A 25,763-nucleotide genomic window follows, 5' to 3' on the forward strand; every position below is an offset into this window, starting at 1 on the left:
GAGGCTATTTTCCGGCCAGCGCGGCCACGATCGCCGGCAGCAGTGCCCGGAAGGCGTGGCCGCGGTGGCTGATGGTGTTTTTCTCCTCGGGGCTCAGTTCCGCGCAGCTGCGGTCCAGGCCGTTGGGCAGGAGCACCGGGTCGTAGCCGAAGCCGCCCGCTCCGCGCGGCTCGCGCAGCAGCGTGCCTTCCAGCTGGCCGTACTCCACCACGTCGCGGGCCTCCTCGCCGTTTGCGGCCGGCACCGCAAGCGCAGCGGCGCAGACAAACGCTGCGCCGCGGAAGGCGTCCGGCACGTCCGAGAGCTGGTCGAGCAGCAGCTGCAGGTTGGCGGCGTCGTCACCGTGCCGGCCGGACCAGCGCGCGGAAAAAATGCCGGGCGCGCCGCCCAGGACGTCCACGGCCAGGCCGGAGTCGTCGGCAATCGCCACCAGGCCGGTGGCGGCGGCCACGGCCCGGGCCTTGAGCAGCGAGTTCTCCGCGAAGGTCACCCCGGTCTCGACGACGTCGGGGGCGCCGACGGCGCCGGCGTCGACCACCTGGGTGTCGACGTCGATCCCGGGAAGCTGCCCGCGCAGCAGCTCACGCAGTTCGCGGAGCTTGCCCTGGTTGTGGGTGGCCAGCACCAGCACGGGCGCCGGCGAGCGGGTCCCGTCCGCTGCGCCGGGGACGCTCACAGGGCTTCGGCCAGCGTGTCGCGCTGGATGGCGGCCAGCTGTTCGGTGCCCAGCAGGGCCAGATCCAGCAGCTTGTTCAGCTCGTCGCGGTCGAACGGGGCCCCCTCCGCGGTGCCCTGGACCTCGACGAATTTGCCCGACCCCGTCACCACCACGTTCATGTCCGTCTCGGCCCGGACGTCCTCCACGTAGGGCAGGTCCAGCATCGGCACGCCGTCGATGATGCCCACCGAGACGGCGGCGATCGTGTCAATCAGGGGCTGGGCGTTGCGGGCGATCAGCTTGTTCTCCCGGGCGAAGCGGATGGCCTCGGCGAGCGCCACGTAGGCGCCGGTGATCGCCGCGGTGCGGGTGCCGCCGTCGGCCTGCAGTACATCGCAGTCCAGCACGATGGTGTTTTCGCCGAGGGCCTTGGTGTCGATGATGGAGCGCAGTGAGCGGCCGATCAGGCGCGAAATCTCGTGCGTCCGGCCGCCGATCTTGCCTTTGACGGACTCGCGGGCGGACCTGGTGTTCGTGGCACGCGGCAGCATGGCGTACTCGGCGGTGACCCAGCCGCGGCCCTCGCCCTTGAGCCAGCGCGGCACGCCCTCGGTCAGCGAGGCGGTGCAGAGCACCCGGGTGTTGCCGAACTCGATCAGTGCCGAACCTTCGGCCTGCTTGGACCAGCCCCGGGTGATGCTGATCGGGCGGAGCTGGTCCGGGGTGCGGCCGTCGGCGCGGAGGACGGGGGCGGTGAGTGCTTCGGAAGTCATGCCTTCCAGCTTATCGACTCACGGCCGCGGTTTCCGCCCTCAGACGGTGTAGTGCACGCCGGCGACGGCAACGGCCACATGCTGGCCGAACACGGCCTTGGCCTCGGCCATCACGGTGGTCGGCGAGGTCCACACCGGGATGTGCGTCAGCAGCAGCCGCCGGGCCCCGGCGGCCACCGCGGCCTCGCCGGCCCGCTTGCCGGTCAGGTGCACGTCCTTGATCGCGTCGTCGCGGCCTTCCTCGAAGGCGGCCTCGCAGAGAAACAGGTCCGCGTCCCGGGCGGCGTCCTCGAGGCCGGAGCAGGCGTCGGTGTCCCCCGAGTAGCTCAGGACCCGGGTGACCGGGTTGCCGTCCTTGTCCGGTTCGGTGACCTCCACGCGCAGCGCGTAGGCCTCCTCGACGGGGTGGTTCACCGCGTACGGGGTGATGGTGAAGGGGCCCATGACGACCGGTTTGCGCTCGGACCAGTTGCTGAAGTCGAATTCCTCGTGCATGCCGGGATCCAGGTCCAGGCCGTAGGCGGTGGCCATCCGGTCCGCGGTGGCGGCGGGCCCCCAGACCGGCACGCGGCCGCGGCCCCAGCCGCCCGGTTTCCAGCGCACGGCCACGTGCAGGCCGCACAGGTCCATGCAGTGGTCCGGGTGCAGGTGGGTCAAAAAGATCCCGTCGATGTCCTCAAGGTCGGTGTAGCGCTGGATCGCGCCGAGAGCACCGCTGCCCAGGTCCAGCACGATCTTCCAGCGGCGCTCACCATCGTGCGCGGTCAGCAGGTAGCACGAGGCCGGCGAGCCGGGCCCTGGAAAGGAACCGGTGCAGCCGACGATGGTCAGCTTCACAGGCCGGACCGGCGGATGCCGCCCGGCGGTGCGGACGAGACAAAGTTGGAGATCCTCGGGCGTCCGGCGGCGGCCCGGGCGGCAGCGACCATTTCCGGGGTGACCCGGGCGAGGCTGCCGGTGGGATACTGCGCGGCGACGTGGTCCACCTGGCGGACGCTCAGCACTTCGGGGCCGAGGAAGCGGCGGGCCAGGTGCTCGAACTGCGCGGCGTCGCCGGTGGCGATGAAATTATGCTCCGGAGCGGCCGCGCCGGTGCGTTCCAGGCCGCGGGAGGCGAGCGCACGGTAGACGTCCTTGGCGGTTTCCTCGGCGCTGGACACCAGCGTGACATCCTCGCCCATGACGTAGGAGATCACCCCGGTGAGCAGCGGGTAGTGGGTGCAGCCGAGCACCACGGTGTCCACCCCGGCAGCCTTCAGCGGCTCAAGGTATTCGCGGGCGACGGCGAGCAACTCCGGGCCCGTGGTGATGCCCGCCTCCACATAGGGCACGAAGGCAGGGCAGGCCACCGAGGTGATCAACAGGTCCGGCGCCGCCGCGAAGGTGTCCTCGTAGGCGCGGGAGCCGATGGTGGCGGAGGTTCCGAGCACGCCGATCCGGCCGCTGCGGGTGGCCGAGACCGCGCGCCGGACGGCCGGCTGGATCACCTCGATCACGGGGATGCCGTACCGCGCGGTGTAGCGTTCCCGGGCGTCGCGGAGCACGGCGGCGGACGCGGAGTTGCAGGCGATCGTGAGCAGCTTGACCCCCGAGTCCACCAGCTCGTCCATCACGCCCAGCGCGTTCGCCCGGACCTCGGCGATGGGCAGCGGCCCGTAGGGGCCGTGTGCGGTGTCGCCGACGTAGAGGATGGATTCGTTGGGCAGCTGGTCGATGATCGACCGGGCCACGGTAAGGCCGCCGACGCCGGAATCGAAGACGCCGATCGGGCGCTCTCCGAGCTCGGAGTTCCCGGCGGATGCTGCGGTCTCCGCCGCAGCGTCCGCTGCCGGATCCGTGCTCGATGCTGAAGTCATGGTTATTCGAGGATAGGGCTTCGCTCCGGGCCCGGCCATCACATTGTGGCGCGCAACTCGTGTCTATTGGGTCACAGGCGCGGACGCCGACGCCGGGGCTGACTCAGCCTATCCGCTCGGCCAACGCCACGATGATTCCTTCCGGGCCGCGGACATACGCCATGCGCCAGGCGTCCTCGTACCGGCCCACGCCTCCCACTAGCCCGTACCCCTCCGCGGCCATCCGGTCGACATGGGCCTGAAGGCCGTCGACTTCAAAAGAGAGGCTCCGCAGCCCCAGTTCATTGGCCATCGCCGCCGGAGATCCCGGCACGGGATCCGGCCGCACAAAGCTGGACAGTTCGACGGCGGTGCCCCCGCCGGGCGCCCGCAACATCACGATCTGCGTGCGGGAGTCCGGGATAGCCGTTACCGTGTCGATGAACTCGCCTTCGACAAAGGTCCGGCCCTCGACTTCGAGTCCGAGTCCTAGGAAGAACGACGTCACCAAGTCCAGGTCCCGGACGGTGACACCTACATGATCGAACCGCAGAACTGGCACGGGCGCCACCTCCACCTGAGTCGTTACTGCAGGCTCCGCGGCGAAGCCCTCGCCGCACTCTACGGCTGATGCGCGACACGGGGAAGACCTTGAGCGGCCGGGTCGCAGCCGGCGGCGGCGCGCCCGCTAAGCTTTTGCCGGCGTCGAGATACCAGCGGCGGCGGTCGTGCCCACGACGGATCTACCCAGCGAGAGGACCCCGGATGGCCTGTGAAGGCTGCACGACCCCAGCGAAGCTCGACGTTGACTTCAGCATGGCCTTCCAGCCAATCTACGACGCCGTCGCCGGCCGGGTCTGGGGCTACGAGGCGCTGGTCCGGGGCTTGTCGGGCGGCGGGGCTTTCGACGTCCTGTCGCGGATCTCCCCCGAACAGAAGTACCGCTTCGACCAGGACTGCCGGGTCAAGGCGATCGAACTGGCGGCCCGGCTGTTTCCTCCGGGTGAAGAGCTGATGCTGTCCATCAATTTCATGCCGAATGCGGTCTACGAGCCCGCCGCCTGCCTCCGCGCCACGTTGCTCGCCGCCCGCCGCTGCAGCTTTCCGACGTCCTCCATCATGTTCGAGTTCACGGAGAACGAGGAGGTCTCCGACCCGGCGCACCTGACGAACATCATCACCGAATACCGCAAGCACGGCTTCACCACCGCCATCGACGACTTTGGTGCCGGCCATGCCGGGCTGGGGCTCCTGGCCGACTTCCAACCGGACCTGATCAAAATCGACATGAAGCTGATCCGCGGGATCGACACGAGCCCGGCCCGCCGGGCGGTCGTTGGCGGCGTCATCGGCATTGCCCGGGAGCTCGGACTCACGGTGCTTGCCGAAGGCATCGAGACGGAAGCGGAGTTCCTGGTCCTTAAAGCGGCCGGCATCCGCCTGTTCCAGGGTTACTGGTTCGGCAAGCCTGCGTTCGAAGAGCTCCCGCAACTGCTTCCCGGGGCCATCCTGCGCCGCGCCGCGGAGCCTTCCCCGCATCCCGCCCCGGCGTAAGCTCCGGCCCTGACGTCCGGCCCTAGGTCTCGAGCGAGGCCAGCATCGCCTGGACCAGGGACTCCTGCAGCCAGGTAGTGAAGTTGTAGACCAGCGCCAGGTAGCTCTCCACGTCCTCGGCCTGGGACCAGTCCTGCATCCGGTGGACGTGTTCGGCGTCGGCATCGTCCCGGATGTCCAGGCGTTCGGCGAGCACCAGGCGGACGTCGTTCAGTGCGGTGGACCAGTGCCGGGCGTCGGCCGGGCTCAGCACCAGCTCGGCCTTGTCCAGCCCGAGGGCTGCTGCCTTCAGCGCGCCGATCTTGCTTTCCCGCAGCGAGCGCTCGGTGTACCGGCGGAACTCGAGGGAGGCCTCGTCGTCGTCCTTCATGACGTTGGGCAGCAGGCGCCGGAGGGCGCGGTCGGCCGGTTCGCGGGCGTCGCTGTCGAGGCCCACCAAGGCCGCCAGCGGATCCTGGTTTGCCCGTTCCGCCGGCTCCAGCATCGAGATCACGTCCTCGAAGAGGCTGCGCAGCAGGTCACGTTCGGCAGGCTCCAGGTAGCCGGAGATGCCCTTGAGCCCGTATTTGAATGCCTTAGCCACGTTTCCCCTTGCCCTTGCCCGACCCGCTGCCGCCGGGACCGCTGCTCGCCTTCTCCACGGTGGCCCAGAGGCCGTAGCCGTGCATGGCCACCGCGTGCTGCTCTACCTGCTCCTTGCTGCCGTGCGCCACGATGGAACGGCCCTTTTTGTGGACCTCAAGCATGAGCTTGTTGGCCTTCGCCTCGGAATAGCCGAAGTAGCTGCGGAACACGTAGCTCACGTAGCTCATCAGGTTCACCGGGTCGTTCCAGATCACGAGGTTCCAGGGGATGTCCGGGGCGGTCAGGACGTCGGTGGACGCCGCTGTTCCGGTCTGGGTGCTCTCCCGGGTGTCCGGGCCGAGCGCAATGCTGAGGGTCATCTGTCCATTCTATGGGGCGGCCCAGTAGAGTGAATCCGTGAGTACCTCTGCTGGCTGGGACCATCCCCGCACGTCCTTGTACACCGACCACTACGAGTTGACGATGCTGCAAGCTGCCCTCCATTCCGGGGCCGCGCACCGCAAATCCGTGTTCGAAGCCTTTGCCCGGCGCCTGCCCGACGGGCGGCGCTACGGGATCGTGGCGGGCACGGGCCGCCTGCTGGAAGGCATCGCCGACTTCCGCTACGGCGAGGCCGAGCTCGACTTCCTGCGCCGCACCAGCGTGGTCAATGACGAGACGCTGGACTATCTGGCCAATTTCTCCTTCACCGGCGACATCTGGGGATACGCCGAGGGCGATGCCTACTTCCCGCACTCCCCCATCATGATCGTCGAATCGACCTTCGCCGAGGCCTGCATCCTCGAGACCTACATCCTTTCGATCCTGAACCACGACAGCGCCATCGCCTCGGCCGCCTCGCGCATGATCACCGCCGCGGGCACCCGGCCGTGCATCGAGATGGGTTCCCGGCGCACGCACGAGGAATCCGCTGTCGCTGCGGCCCGGGCCGCCGTCATCGCCGGCTTCGCGAGCACTTCCAACCTCGAGGCCGGCCGGCGGTACGGCATCAAGACGGTGGGCACGGCCGCGCACTCCTTCACCCTGCTGCACGACACCGAACGGGAAGCCTTCGAGGCGCAGATCGCCTCGATGGGTGCCGGCACCGCGCTGCTCGTGGACACGTACGACGTCGAGGCCGCCGTCCGGACCGCCGTCGAACTGGCCGGCCCCAAGCTCGGGGCGGTCCGGCTGGACTCGGGCGACCTGGTCGCGCAGGCGCAGTGGGTCCGGCAGCTGCTCGACGAGCTGGGCAACGAGAACACCCGGATCATGGTCACCTCCGACCTGGACGAGTACGCCATTGCCGCCCTGCAGTCCGCCCCGGTGGACTCCTACGGCGTCGGCACCTCGCTGGTGACCGGCTCCGGCGCGCCGACGGCGAGCCTGGTCTACAAACTGGTCAGCCGCACCGACGACGCCGGCAGCTTCATTCCGGTGGCCAAGACGGCAAAAAACAAGGCCAGCAAGGGCGGCCGCAAATACGCGCTGCGCAGGCTCGATGACCGCGGCACCGCCACCCAGGAAATCGTCGGGATCGGCCACCGACCGGACGACGACGGCAACGACCGGCAGCTGCTGCAGCAGTTCATCAAGAACGGCGAGCTGCTGCCCGGCTGGACCGGGCCCGAGGGCGTGGACCGGGCCCGCAAACGGCATGCCGAGAGCATGGCGGAGCTGCCGGCTGCGGTCAACCGCTTGCAGCGCGGCGACGCGGCCATCCCCACCGTCTATGAGGAGGACTGAATGTCACGGGCCTTGATCATCGTTGACGTGCAGAACGATTTCTGCGAGGGCGGGACGCTCCCGGTCCAGGGCGGGGCGGCGCTGGCCGCCGACATCAGCGAGTACCTCGACGCCCGCCACGGGCAGTTCGACCACATTCTCGCCACCCAGGACTGGCACGTGGACCCCGGCCCGCATTTTTCCGAGCAGCCGGACTTCGTCGAGAGCTGGCCGCGGCACTGCGTGGCGGGCACCCGTGGCGCCGAGCTGCACCCGGACCTGGACACCGAGTATGTGCAGGCCTACTTCCGGAAGGGACAGTTCACCGCCGCCTACTCCGGTTTTGAAGGGCTGCTGGCCCCGGACGATGCCGTCCCGGCCGGTGACCGGCAGCCGGGTGCTGCCGGGGCCAGCAGCGACGCCTTCGCCCTGGACGAGGACGCCATCGGCCTGGACGACTGGCTGCAGAGCCACGACGTCGAAGAGCTGGTGGTCGTGGGAATCGCCGCCGACTTCTGCGTCAAGGCTACGGCCCTGGATGGGGTCCAGGCCGGCTACTCGGTGGCGGTGCTGCGCGGCCTCACGGTGGGCATCGCCGAGGACCTCGACGACGCGTTCGCCGAGATGGAGCTTGGCGGCGTCGACATCACCTGAACTCGTGGCACCCCCGGCCCGCACAGTAGACTCAGAATCCTTGCCAGTAACGTCGCACCCGTAAATTCCCGGAGTACACCATGAAGAAGACCCTGACCGTCCTGCTCGCTGCCGGGACCCTGCTCGGCGCAGCCGCCTGCTCGGCACCGAAGATGACCAGCGAGGAAACCTGCGCCCGCATCAAGACCATCACCGCCTCGCCGACCTCCGGTTCGGACAAGTTCGGCATGACCCGGCTCGCCAACCAGATCCGGCCGATCGAGGCCACCGCCTCGGCCGAGCTGCAGGCTCCGCTGCATTCCATCGTGGAGTACCTCGACGAATCCGCCAAGAAGGACCCCGACACGGCCAAGCTGGATGAACTGAAGGCCAAATATGCCTCCGCCGGCCAGGCGTTCTCGCAGGCCTGCGGCGCCTCCCAGTAGCGGCGGGGCGTACCAGCGCACGGAATAGGGACCGGTCACCCGGTCCCTTTTTCATGCCTGCGTTCTGCGCTGGCCGCTACTTGCGGCCGATGAACCAGTCCTGCAGCTTCCGGAGCCGGGCCTGCAGCTGCTCCTCGTTCGCCTGGGCCACCGCCGGGCCGCCGCAGACCGTCCGCAGCTTGGTGTGGACCACGCCGTGCGGGGTGCCGGTCCGGGCTGACCAGGCGGCGACGTTCTTGGCCAGTTCGGTCCGCAGGTCCATCAGCATCCGGTGATCCGGTACCGCCGGCGGCTCCGCGGCAGCCGCGGCCCCGGCCTGCGCACCCCGCTTGTTCTTGCGGTTGAGCTGCTCGTGCTGGCGCTGGCGCAGCAGCGTGCCCACCTGTTCGGCGTCGAGCAGGCCGGGGATGCCGAGGAAGTCGAGCTCGTCCTCGGACCCCACCTCGCCCCCGGTTCCGAACTCGCCGCCGTCGAACAGCACCCGGTCAAAGGAGGCCTGCGAGTCAAGCGCCTCGAACTTGCCCTTCATCAGGGTGTCCGAGGCCTTCTCTTCGCGGTTCGCGTCGTCCAGCAGCGAGTCCTCCGGGTTGAACAGGCCGTCCGGGTCATCCTTGTCAGGCCGGTCCAGGGCGTGGTCGCGCTCGGCCTCCATGGAGTTGGCCAGCGATGTCAGTTGCGGGACCGATGGCAGGAACACCGACGCCGTCTCGCCGCGCTTGCGGGCACGCACGAAGCGGCCGACGGCCTGGGCAAAGAAGAGTGGCGTCGCGGTGGACGTCGCGTACACACCGACGGAGAGCCGCGGGACGTCCACGCCTTCGGACACCATCCGCACCGCAACCATCCAGCGCTTGTCGCCGGCGGCGAACTCCTCGATCTTGTTCGAGGCCTTGGCATCGTCGGAGAGGATGACGGTGGGGGACTCGCCGGTGATCTTTTTCAACTGGCCGGCGTAGGCCCGCGCGTCCTCGTGGTCGGTGGCAATGACCAGGCCGCCGGCGTCGGGCACGCTCCGCCGCACCTCGCTGAGTCGCTTGTCGGCCCCGGCCAGCACGGCGGGGATCCATTCGCCGGCGGGGTTCAGCGCGGTCCGCCAGGCCTGGGCGGTGACGTCCTTCGTGACGGCGGCCTCGCCGAGCGAGGCCGCCATTTCCTCGCCGCCACTGGTACGCCAGCGCATCTGGCCGGAATAGGCCATAAACATCACCGGCCGGACCACGTGGTCGCGAAGCGCCTTCCCGTAGCCATAGGTGTAGTCGGCCTTGGACCGGCGGATCCCGTCGCGGTCCTCGGTGTATTCAACAAAGGGAATGGGCGACGTGTCGGACCGGAACGGAGTACCGGTCAGGGACAACCGGCGGGCAGCCGGGTCGAAGGCCTCGCGCAGGCCGTCACCCCAGGACAGCGCTTCGCCGCCGTGGTGGATTTCGTCGAGGATCACCAGGGTGCGCGCCGCTTCGGTTTTGGCCCGGTGCAGCATCGGTTTGCTGGCCACCTGGGCATACGTGACGGCGACGCCGATAAAGCCGCGCCCGTGCTGGCCGTCGGCGTTTTTGAAGTTCGGATCGATCGCGATGCCAACCTTTGCGGCCGCGTCGGCCCACTGCCTCTTGAGGTGGTCCGTGGGCGCCACGATGGTCACCCGGTTCACCACGCCGGATTCGATCAGCAGGGAGGCGACGCGCAGCGCGAAGGTGGTCTTGCCGGCGCCGGGGGTGGCGACGGCCAGGAAGTCCTTCGGGTGGGTGCTGAAATAGGCGTCCAGGGCTTCCTGCTGCCAGGCACGCAGCTTCGGAGCGGTTCCCCAGGCGGCGCGTTCGGGATACGCCGGGGGCAGCACCGGTCCGCCGAAGAGTGTCTCTGTCACCTACAGGTCCCCCCATCCGCGTACGCCAGCCGGTTCCGGAGAAACCCAATTAAGCACAAAAACACCAATCTTTTTCGGATGAACCGGACAGCACAAAGCGGCCCGGTCGCAGCAGCGGACCGGGCCGCCGGGCGAGGGCCTTACTTTCCGGAGTCTCCGCCGTCGTTGCCCGGGCGGAGGCCTTCATAAACCTCTTTGCACTCGGGGCAGACCGGGAACTTCTTCGGATCCCTGCCGGGGGTCCACACTTTGCCGCAGAGGGCAATCACGGGCTCGCCGGACAGCGCGGATTCCATGATCTTTTCCTTGCGCACGTAGTGCGAGAAACGCTCCCGGTCGCCCGGTTCCACTTCCTGGCGCAGTTCCTCGCGCTCAATCGTGGCCGTCGACGTCCCTGCTCCGGAGAGCTCGCGCATCGGGTCGTTGTCGAGGGGATCCGTCATGCTCGTCATGACACCTATCTTAGCGGCTGGATCGGACCCGGGCGTGACGGCGCCCGGCGGTTGACAGCCGGGTCAGCGGTTGACGGCCAGCTGCGCGAGCAGTTCCGGTCCCCGCGCGTCCAGCCACTTGCCCCCGATCCGCACACCGGCGGTGAACAGCGTCACGCCCAGGAGCGGACCGAGGACCAGGCAGATCCAGCCGGGCACCGGGCTGCCGCCGGCCAGCTGCATGGCCACGAGCACCAGCTCGGGGCTGACCAGGACCAGCAGCACCGCCATTCCGCCGAACTGCACGGCCAGGGTCTGACCCACGTTGCCCGGCGGCTTTTTGAATGGACTTTCGCCGGGCAGCGGCACCGGCATGGTGTAGCGGGCCGAGACCACCGAGGACAGCCCCAGGCCGGTGAACAGCATGCCCACGGAGAGGCCAAGGATCCCGGGCAGCAAGGCCCAGTCACCGGAGAGGAACATCGGCCCCACACTGAACAGCAGCACCACGGGCAGCGCGAAGCTTAGGCAGGCCATGGCCCGGCCCAGCCGGTCGTGGACGCCCCTCACCCCGGCCGCGATGTGCAGGGCGAAGGCCGTGCTGTCGTAGGAGACGTCCGAGGAAACGGACCAGGCCAGCAGGAAGGCGGCCAGCGGCCCGACGAACTGGAGCAGGCCGTAGAACCCGGACTGGCTGGCCTGGAACCAGAGCAGTACCGGCAGCAGCGGCACCACCACCAGCGCCCCGGCGTAGCGCGGATCGCGGAGCCAGTAAGTCAGCGAACGGGCCGCGACGGCGCCTGCGGGGGTGGCCGGAACGACGCCGAACAGGCCCAGTCCCGAGGACTTCTTTCGCGCCGTGCCGGCGTAGGGCGGCGAGACGAGGGCACGCTGCAGCAGCACCTTCCAGCACAGCGCGAGGACGGCCAGCGTCACCAGCGCGATCAGCAGCTTCAGGGCAGCCGGGCCGTAGCGGCCCGCGGCGAGTTCGCCGCCCAGTGACCAGGGAGCTCCGGCCGGCGTCCACTCCAGGACGCGGGCCAGGTCGGCCAGGAAGCCCGCCGACCCCGCGACCCCTCGGACCACGCCCGCCACAATCGGCCCCATCAGCACGAGCGGGATCAGGACGGCAATAGCGCTGACGTCCTTGAAGCGGCGCGATCCGGCCAGGCCGGCCGTGGCCGTCGTCACCACCTTGGAGAGCACCACGCAGGTAAGCACGCCGACCACCGCCCCGACGAGGGCGCCGGCCGCGGCGGGAACACTGCGAGACCAGGTGCCCACGGTGGCCAGCGCCACCAAGGTGGTCGCCAGCCCGGGAATACCGATCAGCCCGGCCAGCGCCAGGCCGGCCAGCAGTTGCGGCATGGGCACGGCGAAGGTAGTGAACCTGGCCGGGTCCAGCGTCATGTCGACTGCGGAGGCCACAACCGGGATGATCGCCCAGCCGAGCAGCGCGGCCGAGCCGCCGAGCACCACGACCGTTTGCGCCGTCGCGACGTCGGCCTGGCGCAGGAGCAGCAGCCCGAGGATCCCGAACCCGACGATGCCGAGGGCGTACAAGGCCCCGATGCCAAGGCCCACCAGCTGCCAGGGGCTGCGGCGCAGGCCGTTGCGCAGCAGGGTCAGCTTGAGCCTTAGAAGGTGCGCAACCATTCCAGCCCTTCCGCGTGGCTGCGGCCGCCCACCAGCTGGACGAAGCGGTCCTCCAGCGATTCACCGGCCCGGACGTCCTCTACGGTTCCGGCGGCCAGCACCCGGCCACCCGCGACCACGGCGACGTGGTCGCACATGCGCTGCACCAGGTCCATGACATGGCTGGAGACAATGACCGTTCCGCCGGAGGCGACGTAGCGGTCCAGGATGTCGCGGATGTTGGCGGCCGAGACCGGGTCGACCGATTCGAACGGTTCATCCAGCACCAGCAGCCGTGGGGCATGGATCAGGGCCGAGGCCAGCGCGATCTTTTTCGTCATGCCCGCGGAGTAGTCCACCACGAGGGTGCCGCCGTCCTGGCCCAGGTCCAGGGCCGAGAGCAGCTCGGCGACCCGGGTGGCTACGACGGCCCGGTCCATGCCGCGCAAGAGGCCGGCGTAGCTGACCAACTGCTCACCGGTCAGCCGGTCGAAGAGCCGGACGCCGTCCGGCAACACGCCCATCATCTTTTTGGCCTGCAGCGGGTGCTGCCAGACGTCCACCCCGTGGACCAGGGCGGTACCGAAATCCGGACGAAGCAGGCCGGTGGCCATGGACAGCGTGGTGGTCTTGCCGGCGCCGTTGGGACCAACGATCCCGTAGAAGGAACCGGCCGGGACGTCCAGGCTGATGCCGTCCACGGCAATCTTAGTGCCGAAGCGTTTGGCCAGCCCGCGCAGGGCCAATGCCGGGACCGGCGCCCCCGGCGCCCCCGGCGCCGCCGGCTGGGTCGGCGCCGCCGCAGCAGGCGGGTGTGGTTGCTCGAAAGTCATGTCGACAGACTAACTGCCGCCGGCCGCGGATCGGGTCCTCCGGAAGGGGTAACTTACCGCTCAGCACTTCGGACTACCCGCGCGCCGCCGTTCTGGAGTAGGTGCCGTGCCTAGAAGGTGCGGCGCGGGACCGCCCGTTCGTACTGTGGCGGCCAGGCGAGTTCGTGGCCCAGCTCGAACGCGGCGCGCAGCCACCAGTGCGGATCCCGCAGGGCGGCCCGGGCAATGAAGACCCCGTCCGCCTGCCCGGTGGCGATGGCGTGCTCGGCCTGGCCGGCGGACGTCAGCAGGCCCACCGTGCCGGTCCGGACCTTGGCTTCCCGCCGGATCCGGGCACTGAACCCGGTCTGGTACCCGGGGCCAACCGGAATGGACTGGTGCGCCACGGCGCCGCCGCTGGAGACGTCGACGAGGTCCACGCCGTGCTCCCCCGCGGCGCGGGCGAGCCGGACGGATGCCTCGGCGTCGATCCCGCCCTCGGCCCAGTCGCTGGCGGAGATCCGCAGCAGCAGCGGCATCGAGTCCGGGATGACGTTCCGGACAGCGTCGACGACGGCCAGGGTCAAGCGGTTCCGACCCTGTTCGTCCCCGCCCCAGGCGTCGGTGCGGTCGTTGACCAGCGGGCTCTGGAACTGGTGCAGCAGGTAGCCGTGCGCGCCGTGGATCTCGATCGTGTCGAAGCCGGCGTCCACGGCCCGGACGGCGGAGGCGGAGAAGTCGGCGATCACGCCCTGGATGTCGTCCTCGGTCATGGCCGACGGCGGCGCGTAGCCGTCGAAGGCGCCGCTGCCAGGGCCGACGGTGTCCCACCCGCCGTCGGAGGCGGGCACTGTGCCGCTCTTGCCGGAGAACGGCCAGTAGGTGGAGGCCTTGCGCCCGGCGTGCGCCAGCTGCGTGCCGATCTTGGCCTGGGCCGAGCCGTTCCGGTGGACGAAGGTGACGATCCGTTCCCACGCTTCGGCCTGGGCGTCGTTGTAGAGGCCGGCGTCCCGGGGGCTGATCCGGCCGGCCGCGTTGACGGCGGCCGCCTCGGTCAGTATCAGGGCCGCTCCCCCGGTGGCGAAGGAACCCAGGTGCATCAGGTGCCAGTCGTTGGGCACCCCCTCGCCGGTCTCCGGGTCGCAGCTGTACTGGCACATCGGCGACACCCAGCCGCGGTGTTCGAGCCGCAGCGACCGCAGCTCCAGCGGGCTAAACAGTGCGGACGCCATTAAAACAGCACCCTGGCGAGGTTCTGCCGGGCTTTCGCGACCCGTTCGTCGGAGCTTCCCACCACGTCGAAGAGCTCCAGCAGCCGCACCCGGGCCGTTTCGCGTTCCGGCCCGAAGTTCCGGCCGATGAAGCTGACGACTCTGCCGAGCCCGTCTTCCACGTGGCCGCCGGCGATGTCCAGGTCTGCGACGGCCAGCTGGGCGTCAAGGTCGTCGGGTTCCTCGGCGGCCCTGCCGCGAAGGGCCTCGGTGTCCGCGGCTGAGTGGCCCTGGAGGCGTTCCATCAGCTCCACCTGCGCCAGGCCCGCTTTGGCCTCGGCGTCGGCGGGCATCTCGCTCAGGGCCTGCCGGTAGGCTGCTGCGGCACCGGCGTAATCCCCGGCCTCGATGGCGTCAAACGCCTTTTGGTGCAGCGGCGGCAGCGGCGGAGCCTCCGGCTCGGTGGCGCCCGGTCCGCCGGCCCCGATCCGGCCGGTCACGCCGTTGGCGCCGGCCACCTTCAGGAGTTCGTCAAAGAGGGCCCGAACCTGCTGCTCATCGGCGCCGCCCTGGAAGAGTGGAACCGGCTGGCCCTTGACGAGGGCGACGGCGGTCGGGACGGCTTGGACCTGGAAGGCCTGCGCCAGCTGCGGGAAGGCGTCAATGTCTGCGGCGCCGAGGACCAGGCGCCCGTCGTAACTTTCGATGATCTGTTCGAGCTCGTCAACCAGCTGGGCGGACCCGGGCGAGTACGCGGCCCAGAGGGCGACCACCACCGGGACCTGCGCGGAGAGGTCCACGAGCTCCTGGAAGTTGGGCTCGCTTACGTCTACGCGGAGCGGCGTCCCGCCGGCGGGATCAGTCCCGCCCGGCCCGCCGGCCGCGGGACGGGCTGCACCGGTTCCCGGCGCGGCCGCCGGCCGTGGCTTCAACGAGGACAGATCGACCGCGCCGCGCAGGTTGAGCGGGCTGGCAGCCGGAGGGACCGGACGGGAGGCTGGCGAAGTCATGACTCCACTCTATCCACTAGGCAGCGGACGCGGCTTATTTGAAGCTTGCCCCGACCAGGCCGCGGGTGGCGGCGACCAGCTTCATCGGATCCTTCGACCCGGCCGGCGGGACATAGACGGCCACGGATTCGGCAAAGCTCAGGACCATGCCCGTGCTCGTTTCCTTGCCGCCGGCCAGGGCTGCAGCGTCGTCGCCGATGGTCAGCTTGTCCCCGGAGTTCTTCGGGGTGCCGTCGAAGCCGAAGTTCAGCCGGCCGAGGACCAGCGCTCCGCCGTCAGCCGTGCGGAACACCACGGTGTTTTCCGGCGCCACCTTGTGGGTAAAGGCAAAGTTTCCGTTCGCGCCGGACTTCACGACGTCGTTCTGGTACGCCAGGGTGTCCGCAATATACGGCGAGGACTGGCCTTCGGTCAGTTTGTCCTTGAAGGAGGAATCGGCGGTGGTGAGCCGGTCGCCGAGCCCGGCCAGCGCCTCCTGGCCCGAGTAAAGCAGCCCGGACTTATCCGAGGCCGCGAGCGTTTCGGTACCGCCGCGGTTGATCGCCGGGAACGTGGTCCCGGGCTGCAGCGGGGTGGCGCCGACCAGCTTGTAGTTCTCCCGCGGCGAGGTCTGCACCAGGGTCAGCAGCTGGGGGACGACGTTGCCGTCGCCCTGGGTCACGGCCAGGACTGACCGCGGCCAGGCGCGTTCCTTGCTCACCACGGTGGTCAGCAGCTTGGTGGCGCGCACCGGCATCCGCGGCTCGTAGCCGGCCACCTGGGAGCGGATCTTGTAGTTCTTGGTGCGCACGTCGAGTTCGGTCGCGGCAACCCGGGGGGCCAGCTTCGCCGCGTCCTTGGCCGCGTCGCCGGCGTCGACGGCGCTGGAGACCTGCTCCAGGATGCGGCGGAACTGCACGTCGAGCAGGACCGGTGCGGTAGCGGCGGCAGGCGCCGCCGTGGACCCGCTCGGCGACGGCGTCTGGCTCGCCTGGGCGGCGACGCCGGTGCCGGCGACTGCGGCGGCGGTCAGCAGGGCGACGGCCGCACCGGAGGCACGGCGTACGGACGGGCGGGCTGCAACCTGCTTGGCGCTGCCCTCGGCTGCAGAGGATCCGCCGGCCGCGGGTCCAGCACGGCGGGCGCGTGCCGCAGACTTGGCGCGGCGTGCGAACGGGCTGCCCTTGGCGGCGGTCTTGGCACCGTCCCCGGACTTGTCGCCGGAATCGCCGGCTTCGTCCTTTGGCCCGTCGGTGTTGGGTGTGCCCGGCTTGCCCCGCTTGGGCTTCAGGACCAGCAACGCTGCGCCGGCGATGACCAGCAGTGCACCGATCACCATCAGGGGGATGGCCCACGGGGTTGACGTGTCATTCGGGAAGGTCATTGAGATCGCGGACGGCGCAGGCTTGGTGCCATCGGCGGCCAGCAACAGCGACCAGTCGCCGTCCGCCGGCGGGGTCCAGTTGTAGTCGAGCTCACCGTTCGCGTTCTCCGAGGTGACCCAGAGGTCCGAGCCGGCCGGATTGGGGGACGTGGCTTCGCCGTCGGCATGGTCCAGCTTCAGTGCCTTGCCGTCGTCGGACACACCGGACACCGTGGTGTGGGCGGTCTTGCCGACCCACGCCCCGACGTCGTCCGGCCGGCCGGCGGCCAGCAGGAAGTTGCCCTCGCCCTTGACGTGGATTTTCACCGTGCCGCCGTGCAGGGTGCGCAGCTGGTTGTCGAAGACTGTCAGCGGCGCCGCGGCTCCGCCTGCGGGTGCGCTGGCGGTGATGGTTGCCGGCGGAGCCCAGAAGGTTTTCTGGCCGATTCCGGCCAGCAAGGTAAGGAGGCCGAGCAGCACGAGTGCGACTGCAGTCTTGAAACGCAAAATAATACCCATCATCGGCGGACACGTAGCTTTAACAGTAACCGTTTTGTTACCTCCGAGTCAGATCGAGGCCCGGCCGGCACGGATTTTGGGTCCCGCCGGGGCGCTGCGGTCCCGGCTGCACCGCCTGCTGGCAAGGCTGCTGATAGTGTTTGCGGTGATCGTCACACCCGCGCCCGCGAGCGCGTCCGGCCGGGAACACGGCAGGAAACAGCGCGGGGAACACTTAGAGAAAACCAGAGAAAAAGGGCATCCAACGCAGTGACTGAACCCTCGGATCCGCTCCGGACAGGACACGTAGCCAGCCAGGAACCCGGTTCCCAGCCGCCCGGCCCGCAGGAGGCTCCGCAGCGCTCAACACCGCGCGCCGCCGCCGCCGGCCTCCTGATTTCCCTCGGACGCCGCCTGCGCCAGCCCTTGCCGGGCGCACAGCCGCGGCTGCGGTTCGAGATGCCGCCGGAGCAGGAGATCGAGGTCGATCTCACCGGCGCCTCCGACGAGGACGATACGGCCCGCTTCGGCAGGCCCGGTCCCCGGATGTCGGCCCAGCATCCCCTTTACGTGGGCTTCATGGGCACCGTCGGCGTCGGTGCCGCCCTCCTGGTCTATTGGATCGGCTCGAACACCACCCAGTTGCTGCTCTGGATTGTCACGGCACTGTTCATTGCCCTCGGCCTGGATCCGGTGGTGCGCTGGCTCGAAGGCAAGAAGGTGCCGCGGCCGGCCGGGATCGTGGTCTCCGTGGCGACGCTGGCCCTCGCCGTCGGCGGCTTCTTCGCCACCCTCATCCCCACGATCGTCCAGCAGGTCACCCAGATCGTGCAGGAGGCGCCGCACTGGATCCAGGATTTCGTGGATTCCGACTTCTTCCACACCGTGGACAACCAGTTCGGCGTCCGCGACCGGATCACGCAGGAGCTCGGCAAGTTCGTCAACAACCCGGAAGCCATGGGCGGCATTTTCGGCGGCGTGGTGGGCTTCGGCTCGACCGTGGCGAACGGCCTGTTCGGGGCGCTGATCGTCCTGGTGCTCAGCCTGTACTTCCTGTCGGCCATGCCCGCCATGAAACGCTGGGGCTACCGGCTGGCGCCGCGCTCGCGCCGTGCCCGGGTCCAGGCGCTGTCCGAAGAAATCACCGGCTCGGTGGGTAACTACGTCATCGGCCAGGCCTGCGTGGCGCTGCTGAACGCGACCTTTGCCTTCATCGTGATGTCCATCCTCGGGGTCCCGTTCGCCGTGCTGATGGCGTTCGTGGTGGCCCTGCTCGCGTTCATCCCCCTGGTGGGCGGCATGATCGCTGGCGTCCTGGTCACGCTCATCTCGCTCACCCTGGGCTGGCAGACCGCGGCGGTCTACGCGGTCTGCTACTTCGCGTATCTGCAGTTCGAGGCGTACTTCATTTCCCCGCGCATCATGCAGAAGGCGGTCGCGGTTCCCGGCGCGGTCGCGGTGATCTCGGTCATCGCCGGCGGCAGTCTGCTGGGCGTGCTCGGCGCCCTGATCGCCATCCCGACGGCAGCGGCGATCATGCTGCTGGTCAAGGAAATCTTCATCGCCCGCCAGGACAAGCACTAGGCCGGTTACCGCGCACTGGAGCGGTTGTCCGGAAACTGCGCGCTCAGGCGTGCGCGCTGGCGACCGGCCCGTCCCAGGTTTCCGGCAGGGCCGCCGGTCCTCCCGCCGGCAGGACCTCGGCGGCGATCTCGTTCAGCACCCGGCCGGAGTGCTTCTCCCCCACCCAAAGGTGCTTGGCGCCGTCGACCCCCACGAGCTGGGCCTGCGGCACGAGGCGGAAGCGTTCCGCGGCGGCCGCCGGCTGGAGGTAGTCGTCGTGCTCCGGGACCAGGACCTTCAGCGGCTTGCCGGCGGCGGCCCACTCCTTGAGATGAACGTCGGTGGCGCGGTGCAGCGGGGGCGAGAGCAGGATGGCCCCTTCGATCGAGGAGGCCACCGGTTCGGTCGCGCCGTACATCAGGGCCAGCTCGGTGCCGAAGGACCAGCCGACCAGCCAGCGGTTGGGCAGGCCGCGCTCGACGGCGAACCGGACCGCGGCCTCGACGTCGAGCCGCTCACCGATGCCTTCCGCGAAGGAACCCTGGCTGGTCCCGCGCGGCGAGGAGGTCCCCCGGGTGTTGAAGCGGAGTACTGCAATGCCGGCGAGGGCGGGCAGCCGGTAGGAGGCCTTGCGGAAGACGTGGGAGTCCATGAAGCCGCCGTGGGTGGGCAGCGGATGCAGCGTGATCAGGGTGGCCTTGACCTCGCCGGATTCCGGTAGCGCCAGTTCGCCGACCAGCCGGTGGCCGTCCCCGGTACGGAGTTCGACGTTCTCACGCCGCGCCGGCAGGACGGTCGAGGCACGGATGGCGGTGGGCTCGGAAGGCTGGCTGAACTGATAGGACGCCGGGTCAAAAGTCATGCCCTCCAGCTTAGCGAAGCGGCAGCTCCGGCACCGAGACGCCGGTCAGCGGTAGCGGTAGCTGCGCGAGGTCCAGCAGTTGGAGTGCCAGTGCCGGCGCTCGGCGAGACCGGCCGCCGCGCCGAAGATGTGGTCCTCGGACCAGACCACCAGGTGCGCGGTCCCCGGAAGCACGGCGGTAAAACAGCCCGGGCAGACATAGGTCTTCCCGGCGCGGCTGGCAGAGATGGACCGGACCATCCACTCACCGTCGGGCGCGGTTTCCCGGCGCGCGATCCCGCTGCGGGCCCGTTCCAGATCGAGTTCCGGCGCTGGGCCGGCTGCGTGCTTGCCGCCGGCCCCGCGGCCGGCGCCGCGTCCCGCGGTAGGCTTCCCGCTCGCGGCGCGGCGTGGTCGGTTGGAACGGGGCATGGTTCCATTCTGCCCCAGCCTGCACTCCGCGGCCCGCGTGCCGTCCGCGCGTACCGGCGCCGAGCCCCTGGCCGGTAGTGTTGACCGGGTGCGTTTAGTCATAGCCCGTTGCTCCGTTGATTATGTCGGCCGGCTCAAGGCCCACCTCCCCCTCGCCACCAGGCTGCTGCTGGTCAAGGCGGACGGTTCCGTGCTGGTCCATTCGGACGGCGGCTCCTACAAACCGTTGAACTGGATGAGTCCGCCGGCGCGCCTGCGGGTCTCCACCCCGGACGAGGTCGATGTCGAGAGCGGCGTGATCGAGCAGTGGACCGTGCAGTCGGTGAAGACCGACGACCGGCTGATCATCAATATCCATGAGCAGCTGCACGACACCTCGCACGAGCTGGGGCAGGACCCGGGCCTGATCAAGGATGGGGTGGAGGCTGACCTGCAGCGGCTGCTCGCGGATCAGATCGAGACCCTGGGCGCCGGCTTCTCGCTGATCCGGCGCGAGTACTTCACCGCGATCGGCCCGGTGGACATCCTGGCGCGCGACGCGGACGGGGGCACCGTGGCGATCGAACTCAAGCGGCGCGGCGATATCGACGGCGTCGAACAGTTGACCCGCTACCTCGAGCTTTTGAACCGCGACCCGTTGCTGGCGCCGGTCCGCGGCATCTTCGCCGCCCAGCAGATCAAACCGCAGGCCAAAGTGCTCGCCCAGGATCGCGGCATTGCCTGCGTCACGTTGGATTACGACGCCATGCGCGGGGTCGATGACAGCGAGTCCCGGCTTTTCTAACCCGCGCCGGTGCCGGGCCAAATCCGCAGCAGAGCGCTGTTCATGCACGCTTTAGCTAAAATTTCCACAAATCCCGCGCCGTGCCCGTTGACCTTATCCGAGTCACATGGAATTCTTATAGCAGTCTTTGTGTAGGTGTTTTTCATGCTCGCAAGACATGTTGCGAGCGCGAAGCTCCTGCAGCCCAGTCCGGTCAGTCCGGATGAAGGCCAAGGTTCTTCTCGCAGAGTGACCAAGCCCGGCGCACGGTGCGCCGGACTTCTTCAAGATCCACAATGAGGAGAATTAAATGGCACAGGGAACCGTCAAGTGGTTTAACGCTGAAAAGGGCTTCGGCTTCATTACCCCGGATGACTCCGACGGCGATGTCTTCGTTCACTACTCCGAGATCCAGACCGGTGGCTTCAAGACCCTCGATGAGAACCAGCGCGTTCAGTTCGAAATCGGCCAGGGCGCCAAGGGCCCCCAGGCCACCGGCGTCACGCTGGTCTAGTTTCCCCGGGCTGGCCCGCCGCGGTCAGCGCTAAAGAATGGTCTTCGGCATAGTGCCGGGGACCATTCTTTTTTAGCGGACGAGCTTCCGCAGCAACCGGGCGCTCTGGCGCACGGAAAGGTCCGGCAGATAAGCCCGGCTGAGGGCCCGGCCGATGGCGGGCAATTGCAGGGGGTCCTGATAGTACAAATACAGGGTGCTGTACTCGGGTTTGAACCGTGATTTAAAGGCGGCCAGGGAACGGAATCCGTACATGGGTTCCAGGGTGCGCCCCACGACCTCGAGAATTCGCTCGAGGCCTTCGCCGGGCCCGGCATTGTCGGCGGGATCCTCCGGCAGTTCGGGGGCCAGCGGGGAACCGGACAACGAAATGACATCCACCGAATCCCGTAACTCCTGGACGGCGGAGGCAATGAGGAATTCCATCACCCCGGGAAATGCGTCGCCCCGCCGGCGCATGAAATCGAGCGTCCAGCTGACCACCGTCCCGCCGTCGTACACCGGAAGCCAGCTGGTGGCGCCGTGCACCCTGCCGGCAGCATCGACGGCAAGGCAGCAGAGCACCTCCTGGTCCTCGAGTTCGTCCAGACCGCCAAGGGTGAAGCCCATTTCCGGAACGGCTTTGCGGGCCGCCCACTCTTCGGAGAGCTCGCTGAGCTGGGCGCGCAGCGAGGGAGGCAGCTCACTGTAACGGCCCCAGCGGGCATGCACGCCCGTCTTGGCGGCCCGGTTCTGCGCGGTCCGCACGTTCTGCCATTCCTTGCCCTGGAAGGTGAGCTCACGAAGCCGGAGACGGGTCTCCTGGGCCACGGCCAGCCGCCGGAAACCGCGTGCCTGCAGCATTGGCCAGAGCTCATCGGTGCAGGAGTAGAAACACGGGATCAGGGCGTGCTCGGCGCAATACTGCAGGAACTGCGCCGCGGTCTCCGCGCGCCGTCCGGCCGGACCGAGCGGGCCGCCGAGCGTCAACGCAACGTTGCCGTGCTGCTGGTAGGCCACTCCCCCGGCCCGCCCGGGACCAAACCAGTACTTGTTGGGCTCCCAGAGCGCCATCCAGGACAGCGAGTCGCCGCCCTGCCGGACCAGCCGGCGCGCCACGTCCCGGTCGGCGGTTCCCGCTCCCGCGCCGTGGTGCCGGCGCAGCAGCACCAGCCACACGCCTGCCAGTGCCACCACCCAGAAGAAGACGCCGGAGTACGCGAACAGGAAGGCCTCGACGTCGTTGCGGTGCTGGAACACGCGGTTGTAGCTGCCGGGAATCGGCAGCGGCAGGTACTGCCGGGCGAGCTCGGCGGCGAACCCCAGCCAGCCGCCGTCGCGCTCAAGGCCGCCGGCGGCGAGCCATGCCCCGGCGTACCCTGCCGCGAGCACCAAGAAGGTGCCGCCCACCGTGAGCCCAAGGATGCGGCGCGCCCGGCGCGTGGTTTCGACCCGGAACAGCCGGCGGTTCGCGAACAGCAGCAGCGACAGGGCCAGCGGAACGGCCACCAGCGGCAGGACGTGCACAAAGCCGGAGCCCATCACGGCGGTGTGCGGCCGGATCGGGTAGTGCGGGATCCGGGCGAACAGGGCCAGGTAGACAGCCGCCAGGCCGGTGACGCCCAGCTGGACCAGGATGGCGGTGCGAAGCGCAAGCCGCCGGCCGTGCCGCATGCCGTCGGCGCAGATCAGCAGCAGCGCCACCGGCACAACGGCCAACGCCAGGCCCAGCGGCCCGGCGAAGCCCGCCCGGCCGGCCTCGAGGCAGTTCACGTCAACGGTGCCGCCGCAGTTCTGCTCCAGCTGGGTGAGGGTCGGCAGCGGGTTCAGCACGACGTCGCGCAGCAGCGCCAGCGGGCCGGTCGGGGTCCGCACCGTGGCCGTCAGGAGCGGGCCCGCGGCGAAGATCGCGACAGTCAGGGCCAGCAGGTTGCGGGTCTCACGGCCGGTGGACCGGTGCCGGTGCAGCGTCCCGCCCTCGCCCTGCAGCCACCAGCCGGCCATCAGCCCCGCCAGCGCCCCGGCCAGGCCCACCACGGTTTCAGGATGGCCGACGTAGAGGACCAGCAGCAGGGCGGCGGATAGAGCGGCCGTGCGCAGCCGCCGCTGCCACAGCGTCGGCAGCAGCCCGCAAACGGCCAGGGTGACGGCCAGGAGGGCCGCATAGGGCCCGATCAGCTGCGCCTCCACCAGCGGCCCCAGCCACTCGTCCCCGGCGTAGCGGGCCAGCTGGGTGGCGAGCAGGAACAAGGACACCGCGGCGAACTGGCCCGCGAAGAAGAACACGGCGGTCCGCAGCGCCCCCAGCTGCCGTTCCGCCACGCCCAGCAGGATGAGGATCATGACCGCGGCCGCCAGGTAGGCCAGCGGGTTGGTCGCGAAGAACAGGGACGTAAACATCGTCCACCAACGGCCGGCCCGGAGCGCCGGGCCGCTGACGGCGGCAACGTCCAGCAGCGGCCCGGACGGGCCGGCCAGGAAGCTGCCGGTGCCAACCGCGGTCAGGAGCAGGATCGCGAGCACGGAGAGCGTGAACGGAATCCGGCGCAGCTGGCTCCCGAGTCCCCGGGGCCCCGTCATGTGAGCCCCCAGCGGGCGGCCAGGAAGTCCAGTCCGCCGGGCAGGCCCCTCGACGCGGTTTCCCAGGAGTGTCCGGCGTTGGGGATCCGGTGCGCTTCCACGGTGAAACCGGCAGAGCGTGCCGCGCCCGAGAGGACAGCCATGTAGCCGACGAATTCCGGGTCCCGCTCGCCCGCCGCGAAGTAGATCCCGTGCCCGTCGAACCGGTGCTGCCGCAGGAGCTCCAAGGGCGTCTGGCGATCAAACGCCGCGGCGTCGCCACCGAAGGAACCGTGGATGGTCTTCTCGCGTTCCTTGGCGAGGGCCGGCTCCTTTTCGCTGGCAAAGGCCAGGGCGGCGCTGTAGACCTCGGGGTGCCGGGTCACCATCTGCATGGCGCAGGTGGCCCCGTAGGAGAAGCCACCCACCGCCCACTGGCCGTGGTCGGTGTCGACGCCCAGCGTGGTGGCAATCCACTCCGGGACGTCGCGGGACAGGTAGGTGTCCGCCTGCGCGATCCGGCTGTCCATACACAGGGTGTTGCCGCCGGCGGTTCCGTTCGGGTCCACCACGACCGTGACCGGTGCAAGCCCGCGGTGGGCCGCGGCGAAGCGGTCCAGCCTGCTCCGGAGGGCGCCCCCGGCGAGCCAGTCCGCCGGGCCGCCCGGCTGGCCGGAAAAGAGGACCAGAACCGGAAGCGCCGGGCGCGGCGACTGCCGGTAGGCGGGCGGAAGGTAGATGTAGGCCTCGCGCGCCGCGAACCCGGACACCGGTCCGGGGATGGCGGCCTTGCGGAGGATTCCGTCCCCGGTCGCGCCGCCGCCAGGCGCCCAGGCGGCCAGGCCGTCGGCGGAAACCTCGGCGGGCCGGCGCTTAAGCGCGTCTTCCAAATCCGGGATACGGGCGACGGCGGTCCCGGTCAGGTCGCTGACGGTGTGGTTCAGACCGAAGTAGGCATTGATCTGGACGCCGGAAAGGGCCACCGCGCCCAGCAGGGCCGCCGTGGCGGCGGCACTGGACCGTAGGCGGTGCGGCAACGGCCGGGCTGGAGGCCGGACGCTGGCAAGGAAGGGCGTCCGAGCCCACAGTCCGTGCAGCCGGAGCCCCCACAGCAGCAGCGCTGCCACCGCCGGAACACTCCAGGCAAGCGTCTCCCAGGGCAATTCCTCCGGGAAGACGGAGAGGACGTAGATCAGCAGGAGGTGGACCCCGCCCACGAGTCCGGCCGCAAGCAGGAGGGCTGCGGCGATCACCGCTGCGGAGGCACCCAGTGAAGGCCGCCGGCCGCTGCGCCACAGCAGGTAACCCAGTCCGGCCGCACCGGCCGCCCAGGCCAGCCACAGCACGGGCCCATCGACGAGCCGAAGGTCCTCGATGAAGTCCACCGGAGCTAGCGCCAGGTGCCGACGCCGATGACCGGCCCGGCTTCCAGCCAGGAGGATAGACCCGTATAGGCGTCGAACCTCATGGCGAGCAGCACGTCCTGGCCTTCATAGCGAAGCTCCACGATTACCGTTTCGGGCTGCACCTTGACCAGTTCGGTCTCGGTGGGCGCCCGCCGGCCGGTCAGCTCAAGCGAGCTGCGCCGGAAGGTGTGCTTGGGCCGGACGCTGAGCGAGGCGAGCCGGAACCACTCCAGGTCGTTGTCCTGATAACGACAAACCCCCATCTGCCAGCTGTTTCCAGCCACGCAGATGGAGGCGTCCACCGTGCCGAGGGCGCGCCGCAGAGTGAAGCGGCGCACCCCCGAGAGGCACAGTGCGAATACCAGCAACGCGAAGACGGTTGCCAGGGTGATGAACGGAAAACCAGTTACGTTCATCAAGGTAGGGCTAGCGGATCCCCGCAGTAGCCGCGTCACCCAGTTGGGCGTTGTCAGCAACAATGACGACCCTGTTGTTGTCCACGGAGAAGAATCCGCCGTCGACAACTACAGCAATACGGTCACCGGACACCGGCTCGATGGCCAGTTCACCTTCGGCCAGAATCGCCAGCAGGGGCGAGTGGCCGGGCAGGATACCGATTTCACCATCGCTGGTGCGGGCCTTGACCATCTTGGCCGCTCCGGACCACACAAAGTGGTCCGCTGCGACAATCTCAACCTCAAGCTCAGCCATA

At 69.2% G+C, this 25,763-nt stretch carries 27 protein-coding genes; 7 read left to right on the forward strand and 20 right to left on the reverse strand.

What is annotated here, in order from left to right:
* Nucleotides 1-4: 4 nt before the first annotated feature.
* From rdgB to AC3ANP_RS16720, 5 genes are all read right to left on the reverse strand, one after another.
* The gene (rdgB, locus tag AC3ANP_RS16700; protein WP_488331233.1) at nt 5-676 is read right to left on the reverse strand and encodes an RdgB/HAM1 family non-canonical purine NTP pyrophosphatase; all 672 of its coding nucleotides are present in this window, start codon (nt 674-676) and stop codon (nt 5-7) included.
* Nucleotides 673-1,431 (reverse strand): ribonuclease PH, encoded by a 759-nt coding sequence (gene rph / locus AC3ANP_RS16705; RefSeq protein ID WP_488331234.1) that lies wholly within the window; start codon nt 1,429-1,431, stop codon nt 673-675. The genes rdgB and rph overlap by 4 nt, the downstream gene beginning before the upstream one ends.
* 39 nt (nt 1,432-1,470) lie before the next feature.
* Nucleotides 1,471-2,268 carry an MBL fold metallo-hydrolase gene (locus AC3ANP_RS16710; protein WP_488331235.1) on the reverse strand — a complete coding sequence of 266 codons (798 nt, stop codon included), beginning with the start codon at nt 2,266-2,268 and terminating at the stop codon, nt 1,471-1,473.
* Nucleotides 2,265-3,326: a glutamate racemase gene (gene murI / locus AC3ANP_RS16715; protein ID WP_488331236.1), complete on the reverse strand. Its 1,062-nt coding sequence runs from the start codon at nt 3,324-3,326 to the stop codon at nt 2,265-2,267. Before murI ends, AC3ANP_RS16710 begins: the two co-directional genes overlap by 4 nt.
* A 64-nt stretch (nt 3,327-3,390) precedes the next feature.
* Nucleotides 3,391-3,828: a VOC family protein gene (locus AC3ANP_RS16720; protein WP_488331237.1), complete on the reverse strand. Its 438-nt coding sequence runs from the start codon at nt 3,826-3,828 to the stop codon at nt 3,391-3,393.
* A 254-nt stretch (nt 3,829-4,082) separates the two neighbouring features.
* Between AC3ANP_RS16720 and AC3ANP_RS16725 the strand changes: the two genes are divergently transcribed.
* The gene (locus tag AC3ANP_RS16725) at nt 4,083-4,820 is read left to right on the forward strand and encodes an EAL domain-containing protein (protein WP_488331238.1); all 738 of its coding nucleotides are present in this window, start codon (nt 4,083-4,085) and stop codon (nt 4,818-4,820) included.
* Between the two features lie 22 nt (nt 4,821-4,842).
* Here the strand turns inward: AC3ANP_RS16725 and AC3ANP_RS16730 are convergent, their stop codons facing one another.
* Nucleotides 4,843-5,403 carry a DUF2017 domain-containing protein gene (locus AC3ANP_RS16730; protein ID WP_488331239.1) on the reverse strand — a complete coding sequence of 187 codons (561 nt, stop codon included), beginning with the start codon at nt 5,401-5,403 and terminating at the stop codon, nt 4,843-4,845.
* Nucleotides 5,396-5,764 (reverse strand): ATP-dependent Clp protease adapter ClpS, encoded by a 369-nt coding sequence (gene clpS / locus AC3ANP_RS16735; RefSeq protein ID WP_488331240.1) that lies wholly within the window; start codon nt 5,762-5,764, stop codon nt 5,396-5,398. Before clpS ends, AC3ANP_RS16730 begins: the two co-directional genes overlap by 8 nt.
* 37 nt (nt 5,765-5,801) lie before the next feature.
* On the opposite strand from clpS, the gene AC3ANP_RS16740 reads away from it, so the two are divergent.
* From AC3ANP_RS16740 to AC3ANP_RS16750, 3 genes are all read left to right on the forward strand, one after another.
* Nucleotides 5,802-7,130 (forward strand): nicotinate phosphoribosyltransferase, encoded by a 1,329-nt coding sequence (locus AC3ANP_RS16740; protein ID WP_488331241.1) that lies wholly within the window; start codon nt 5,802-5,804, stop codon nt 7,128-7,130.
* The gene (locus AC3ANP_RS16745) at nt 7,131-7,763 is read left to right on the forward strand and encodes an isochorismatase family protein (protein WP_488331242.1); all 633 of its coding nucleotides are present in this window, start codon (nt 7,131-7,133) and stop codon (nt 7,761-7,763) included.
* Nucleotides 7,764-7,843: 80 nt separating this feature from the next.
* Nucleotides 7,844-8,188, forward strand: a complete 345-nt coding sequence (locus tag AC3ANP_RS16750; protein WP_488331243.1) for a hypothetical protein — start codon at nt 7,844-7,846, stop codon at nt 8,186-8,188.
* A gap of 76 nt (nt 8,189-8,264) precedes the next feature.
* Here the strand turns inward: AC3ANP_RS16750 and AC3ANP_RS16755 are convergent, their stop codons facing one another.
* The 7 genes from AC3ANP_RS16755 to AC3ANP_RS16785 all read right to left on the reverse strand — a co-directional run bounded on the left by AC3ANP_RS16755 (nt 8,265) and on the right by AC3ANP_RS16785 (nt 17,018).
* Nucleotides 8,265-10,055: a DEAD/DEAH box helicase gene (locus AC3ANP_RS16755; RefSeq protein WP_488331244.1), complete on the reverse strand. Its 1,791-nt coding sequence runs from the start codon at nt 10,053-10,055 to the stop codon at nt 8,265-8,267.
* A 140-nt stretch (nt 10,056-10,195) separates the two neighbouring features.
* The gene (locus AC3ANP_RS16760) at nt 10,196-10,507 is read right to left on the reverse strand and encodes a DUF3039 domain-containing protein (protein ID WP_488331245.1); all 312 of its coding nucleotides are present in this window, start codon (nt 10,505-10,507) and stop codon (nt 10,196-10,198) included.
* 63 nt (nt 10,508-10,570) lie between these two features.
* A complete protein-coding gene (locus tag AC3ANP_RS16765; RefSeq protein ID WP_488331246.1) occupies nt 10,571-12,142 on the reverse strand; it encodes a transporter in 1,572 nt (523 codons plus the stop codon).
* Nucleotides 12,124-12,954, reverse strand: coding sequence for an ABC transporter ATP-binding protein (locus tag AC3ANP_RS16770; protein WP_488331247.1), 831 nt, complete (start codon nt 12,952-12,954; stop codon nt 12,124-12,126). The genes AC3ANP_RS16765 and AC3ANP_RS16770 overlap by 19 nt, the downstream gene beginning before the upstream one ends.
* A gap of 110 nt (nt 12,955-13,064) precedes the next feature.
* Nucleotides 13,065-14,165 (reverse strand): NADH:flavin oxidoreductase/NADH oxidase, encoded by a 1,101-nt coding sequence (locus AC3ANP_RS16775; protein ID WP_488331248.1) that lies wholly within the window; start codon nt 14,163-14,165, stop codon nt 13,065-13,067.
* Nucleotides 14,165-15,154 carry a co-chaperone YbbN gene (locus AC3ANP_RS16780; protein WP_488331249.1) on the reverse strand — a complete coding sequence of 330 codons (990 nt, stop codon included), beginning with the start codon at nt 15,152-15,154 and terminating at the stop codon, nt 14,165-14,167. Before AC3ANP_RS16780 ends, AC3ANP_RS16775 begins: the two co-directional genes overlap by 1 nt.
* Nucleotides 15,155-15,188: 34 nt before the next feature.
* The gene (locus AC3ANP_RS16785) at nt 15,189-17,018 is read right to left on the reverse strand and encodes a hypothetical protein (protein ID WP_488331250.1); all 1,830 of its coding nucleotides are present in this window, start codon (nt 17,016-17,018) and stop codon (nt 15,189-15,191) included.
* A 246-nt stretch (nt 17,019-17,264) separates the two neighbouring features.
* Between AC3ANP_RS16785 and AC3ANP_RS16790 the strand changes: the two genes are divergently transcribed.
* Entirely contained in the window at nt 17,265-18,578 is a 1,314-nt protein-coding gene (locus AC3ANP_RS16790) for an AI-2E family transporter (protein WP_488331251.1), read from the forward strand.
* A 43-nt stretch (nt 18,579-18,621) separates the two neighbouring features.
* On the opposite strand, the gene AC3ANP_RS16795 is transcribed toward AC3ANP_RS16790, so the two are convergent.
* Entirely contained in the window at nt 18,622-19,419 is a 798-nt protein-coding gene (locus AC3ANP_RS16795) for an alpha/beta hydrolase (protein WP_488331252.1), read from the reverse strand.
* Between the two features lie 45 nt (nt 19,420-19,464).
* Nucleotides 19,465-19,830 (reverse strand): ATP/GTP-binding protein, encoded by a 366-nt coding sequence (locus AC3ANP_RS16800; RefSeq protein WP_488331253.1) that lies wholly within the window; start codon nt 19,828-19,830, stop codon nt 19,465-19,467.
* An 88-nt stretch (nt 19,831-19,918) separates the two neighbouring features.
* Between AC3ANP_RS16800 and nucS the strand changes: the two genes are divergently transcribed.
* Both nucS and AC3ANP_RS16810 read left to right on the forward strand, forming a co-directional pair.
* Entirely contained in the window at nt 19,919-20,614 is a 696-nt protein-coding gene (nucS, locus tag AC3ANP_RS16805) for an endonuclease NucS (protein ID WP_488333098.1), read from the forward strand.
* A 289-nt stretch (nt 20,615-20,903) separates the two neighbouring features.
* Complete coding sequence (locus tag AC3ANP_RS16810; protein WP_011692441.1) at nt 20,904-21,107, forward strand: cold-shock protein; 204 nt, start codon at nt 20,904-20,906, stop codon at nt 21,105-21,107.
* A gap of 72 nt (nt 21,108-21,179) precedes the next feature.
* Here the strand turns inward: AC3ANP_RS16810 and AC3ANP_RS16815 are convergent, their stop codons facing one another.
* From AC3ANP_RS16815 to AC3ANP_RS16830, 4 genes are read right to left on the reverse strand one after another with little or no spacing between them, the layout of a single operon-like run.
* Nucleotides 21,180-23,666 carry a phosphatidylglycerol lysyltransferase domain-containing protein gene (locus tag AC3ANP_RS16815; protein ID WP_488331254.1) on the reverse strand — a complete coding sequence of 829 codons (2,487 nt, stop codon included), beginning with the start codon at nt 23,664-23,666 and terminating at the stop codon, nt 21,180-21,182.
* Nucleotides 23,663-25,030 carry an alpha/beta hydrolase gene (locus AC3ANP_RS16820; RefSeq protein WP_488331255.1) on the reverse strand — a complete coding sequence of 456 codons (1,368 nt, stop codon included), beginning with the start codon at nt 25,028-25,030 and terminating at the stop codon, nt 23,663-23,665. The genes AC3ANP_RS16815 and AC3ANP_RS16820 overlap by 4 nt, the downstream gene beginning before the upstream one ends.
* 5 nt (nt 25,031-25,035) lie before the next feature.
* Entirely contained in the window at nt 25,036-25,467 is a 432-nt protein-coding gene (locus AC3ANP_RS16825) for a DUF2550 domain-containing protein (RefSeq protein ID WP_488331256.1), read from the reverse strand.
* A gap of 10 nt (nt 25,468-25,477) precedes the next feature.
* A complete protein-coding gene (locus AC3ANP_RS16830) occupies nt 25,478-25,762 on the reverse strand; it encodes a F0F1 ATP synthase subunit epsilon (RefSeq protein ID WP_190989724.1) in 285 nt (94 codons plus the stop codon).
* Between the last annotated feature and the right edge of the window lies 1 nt (nt 25,763).

The sequence above is a fragment of the Arthrobacter sp. JB02-1C genome, assembly GCF_057748045.1.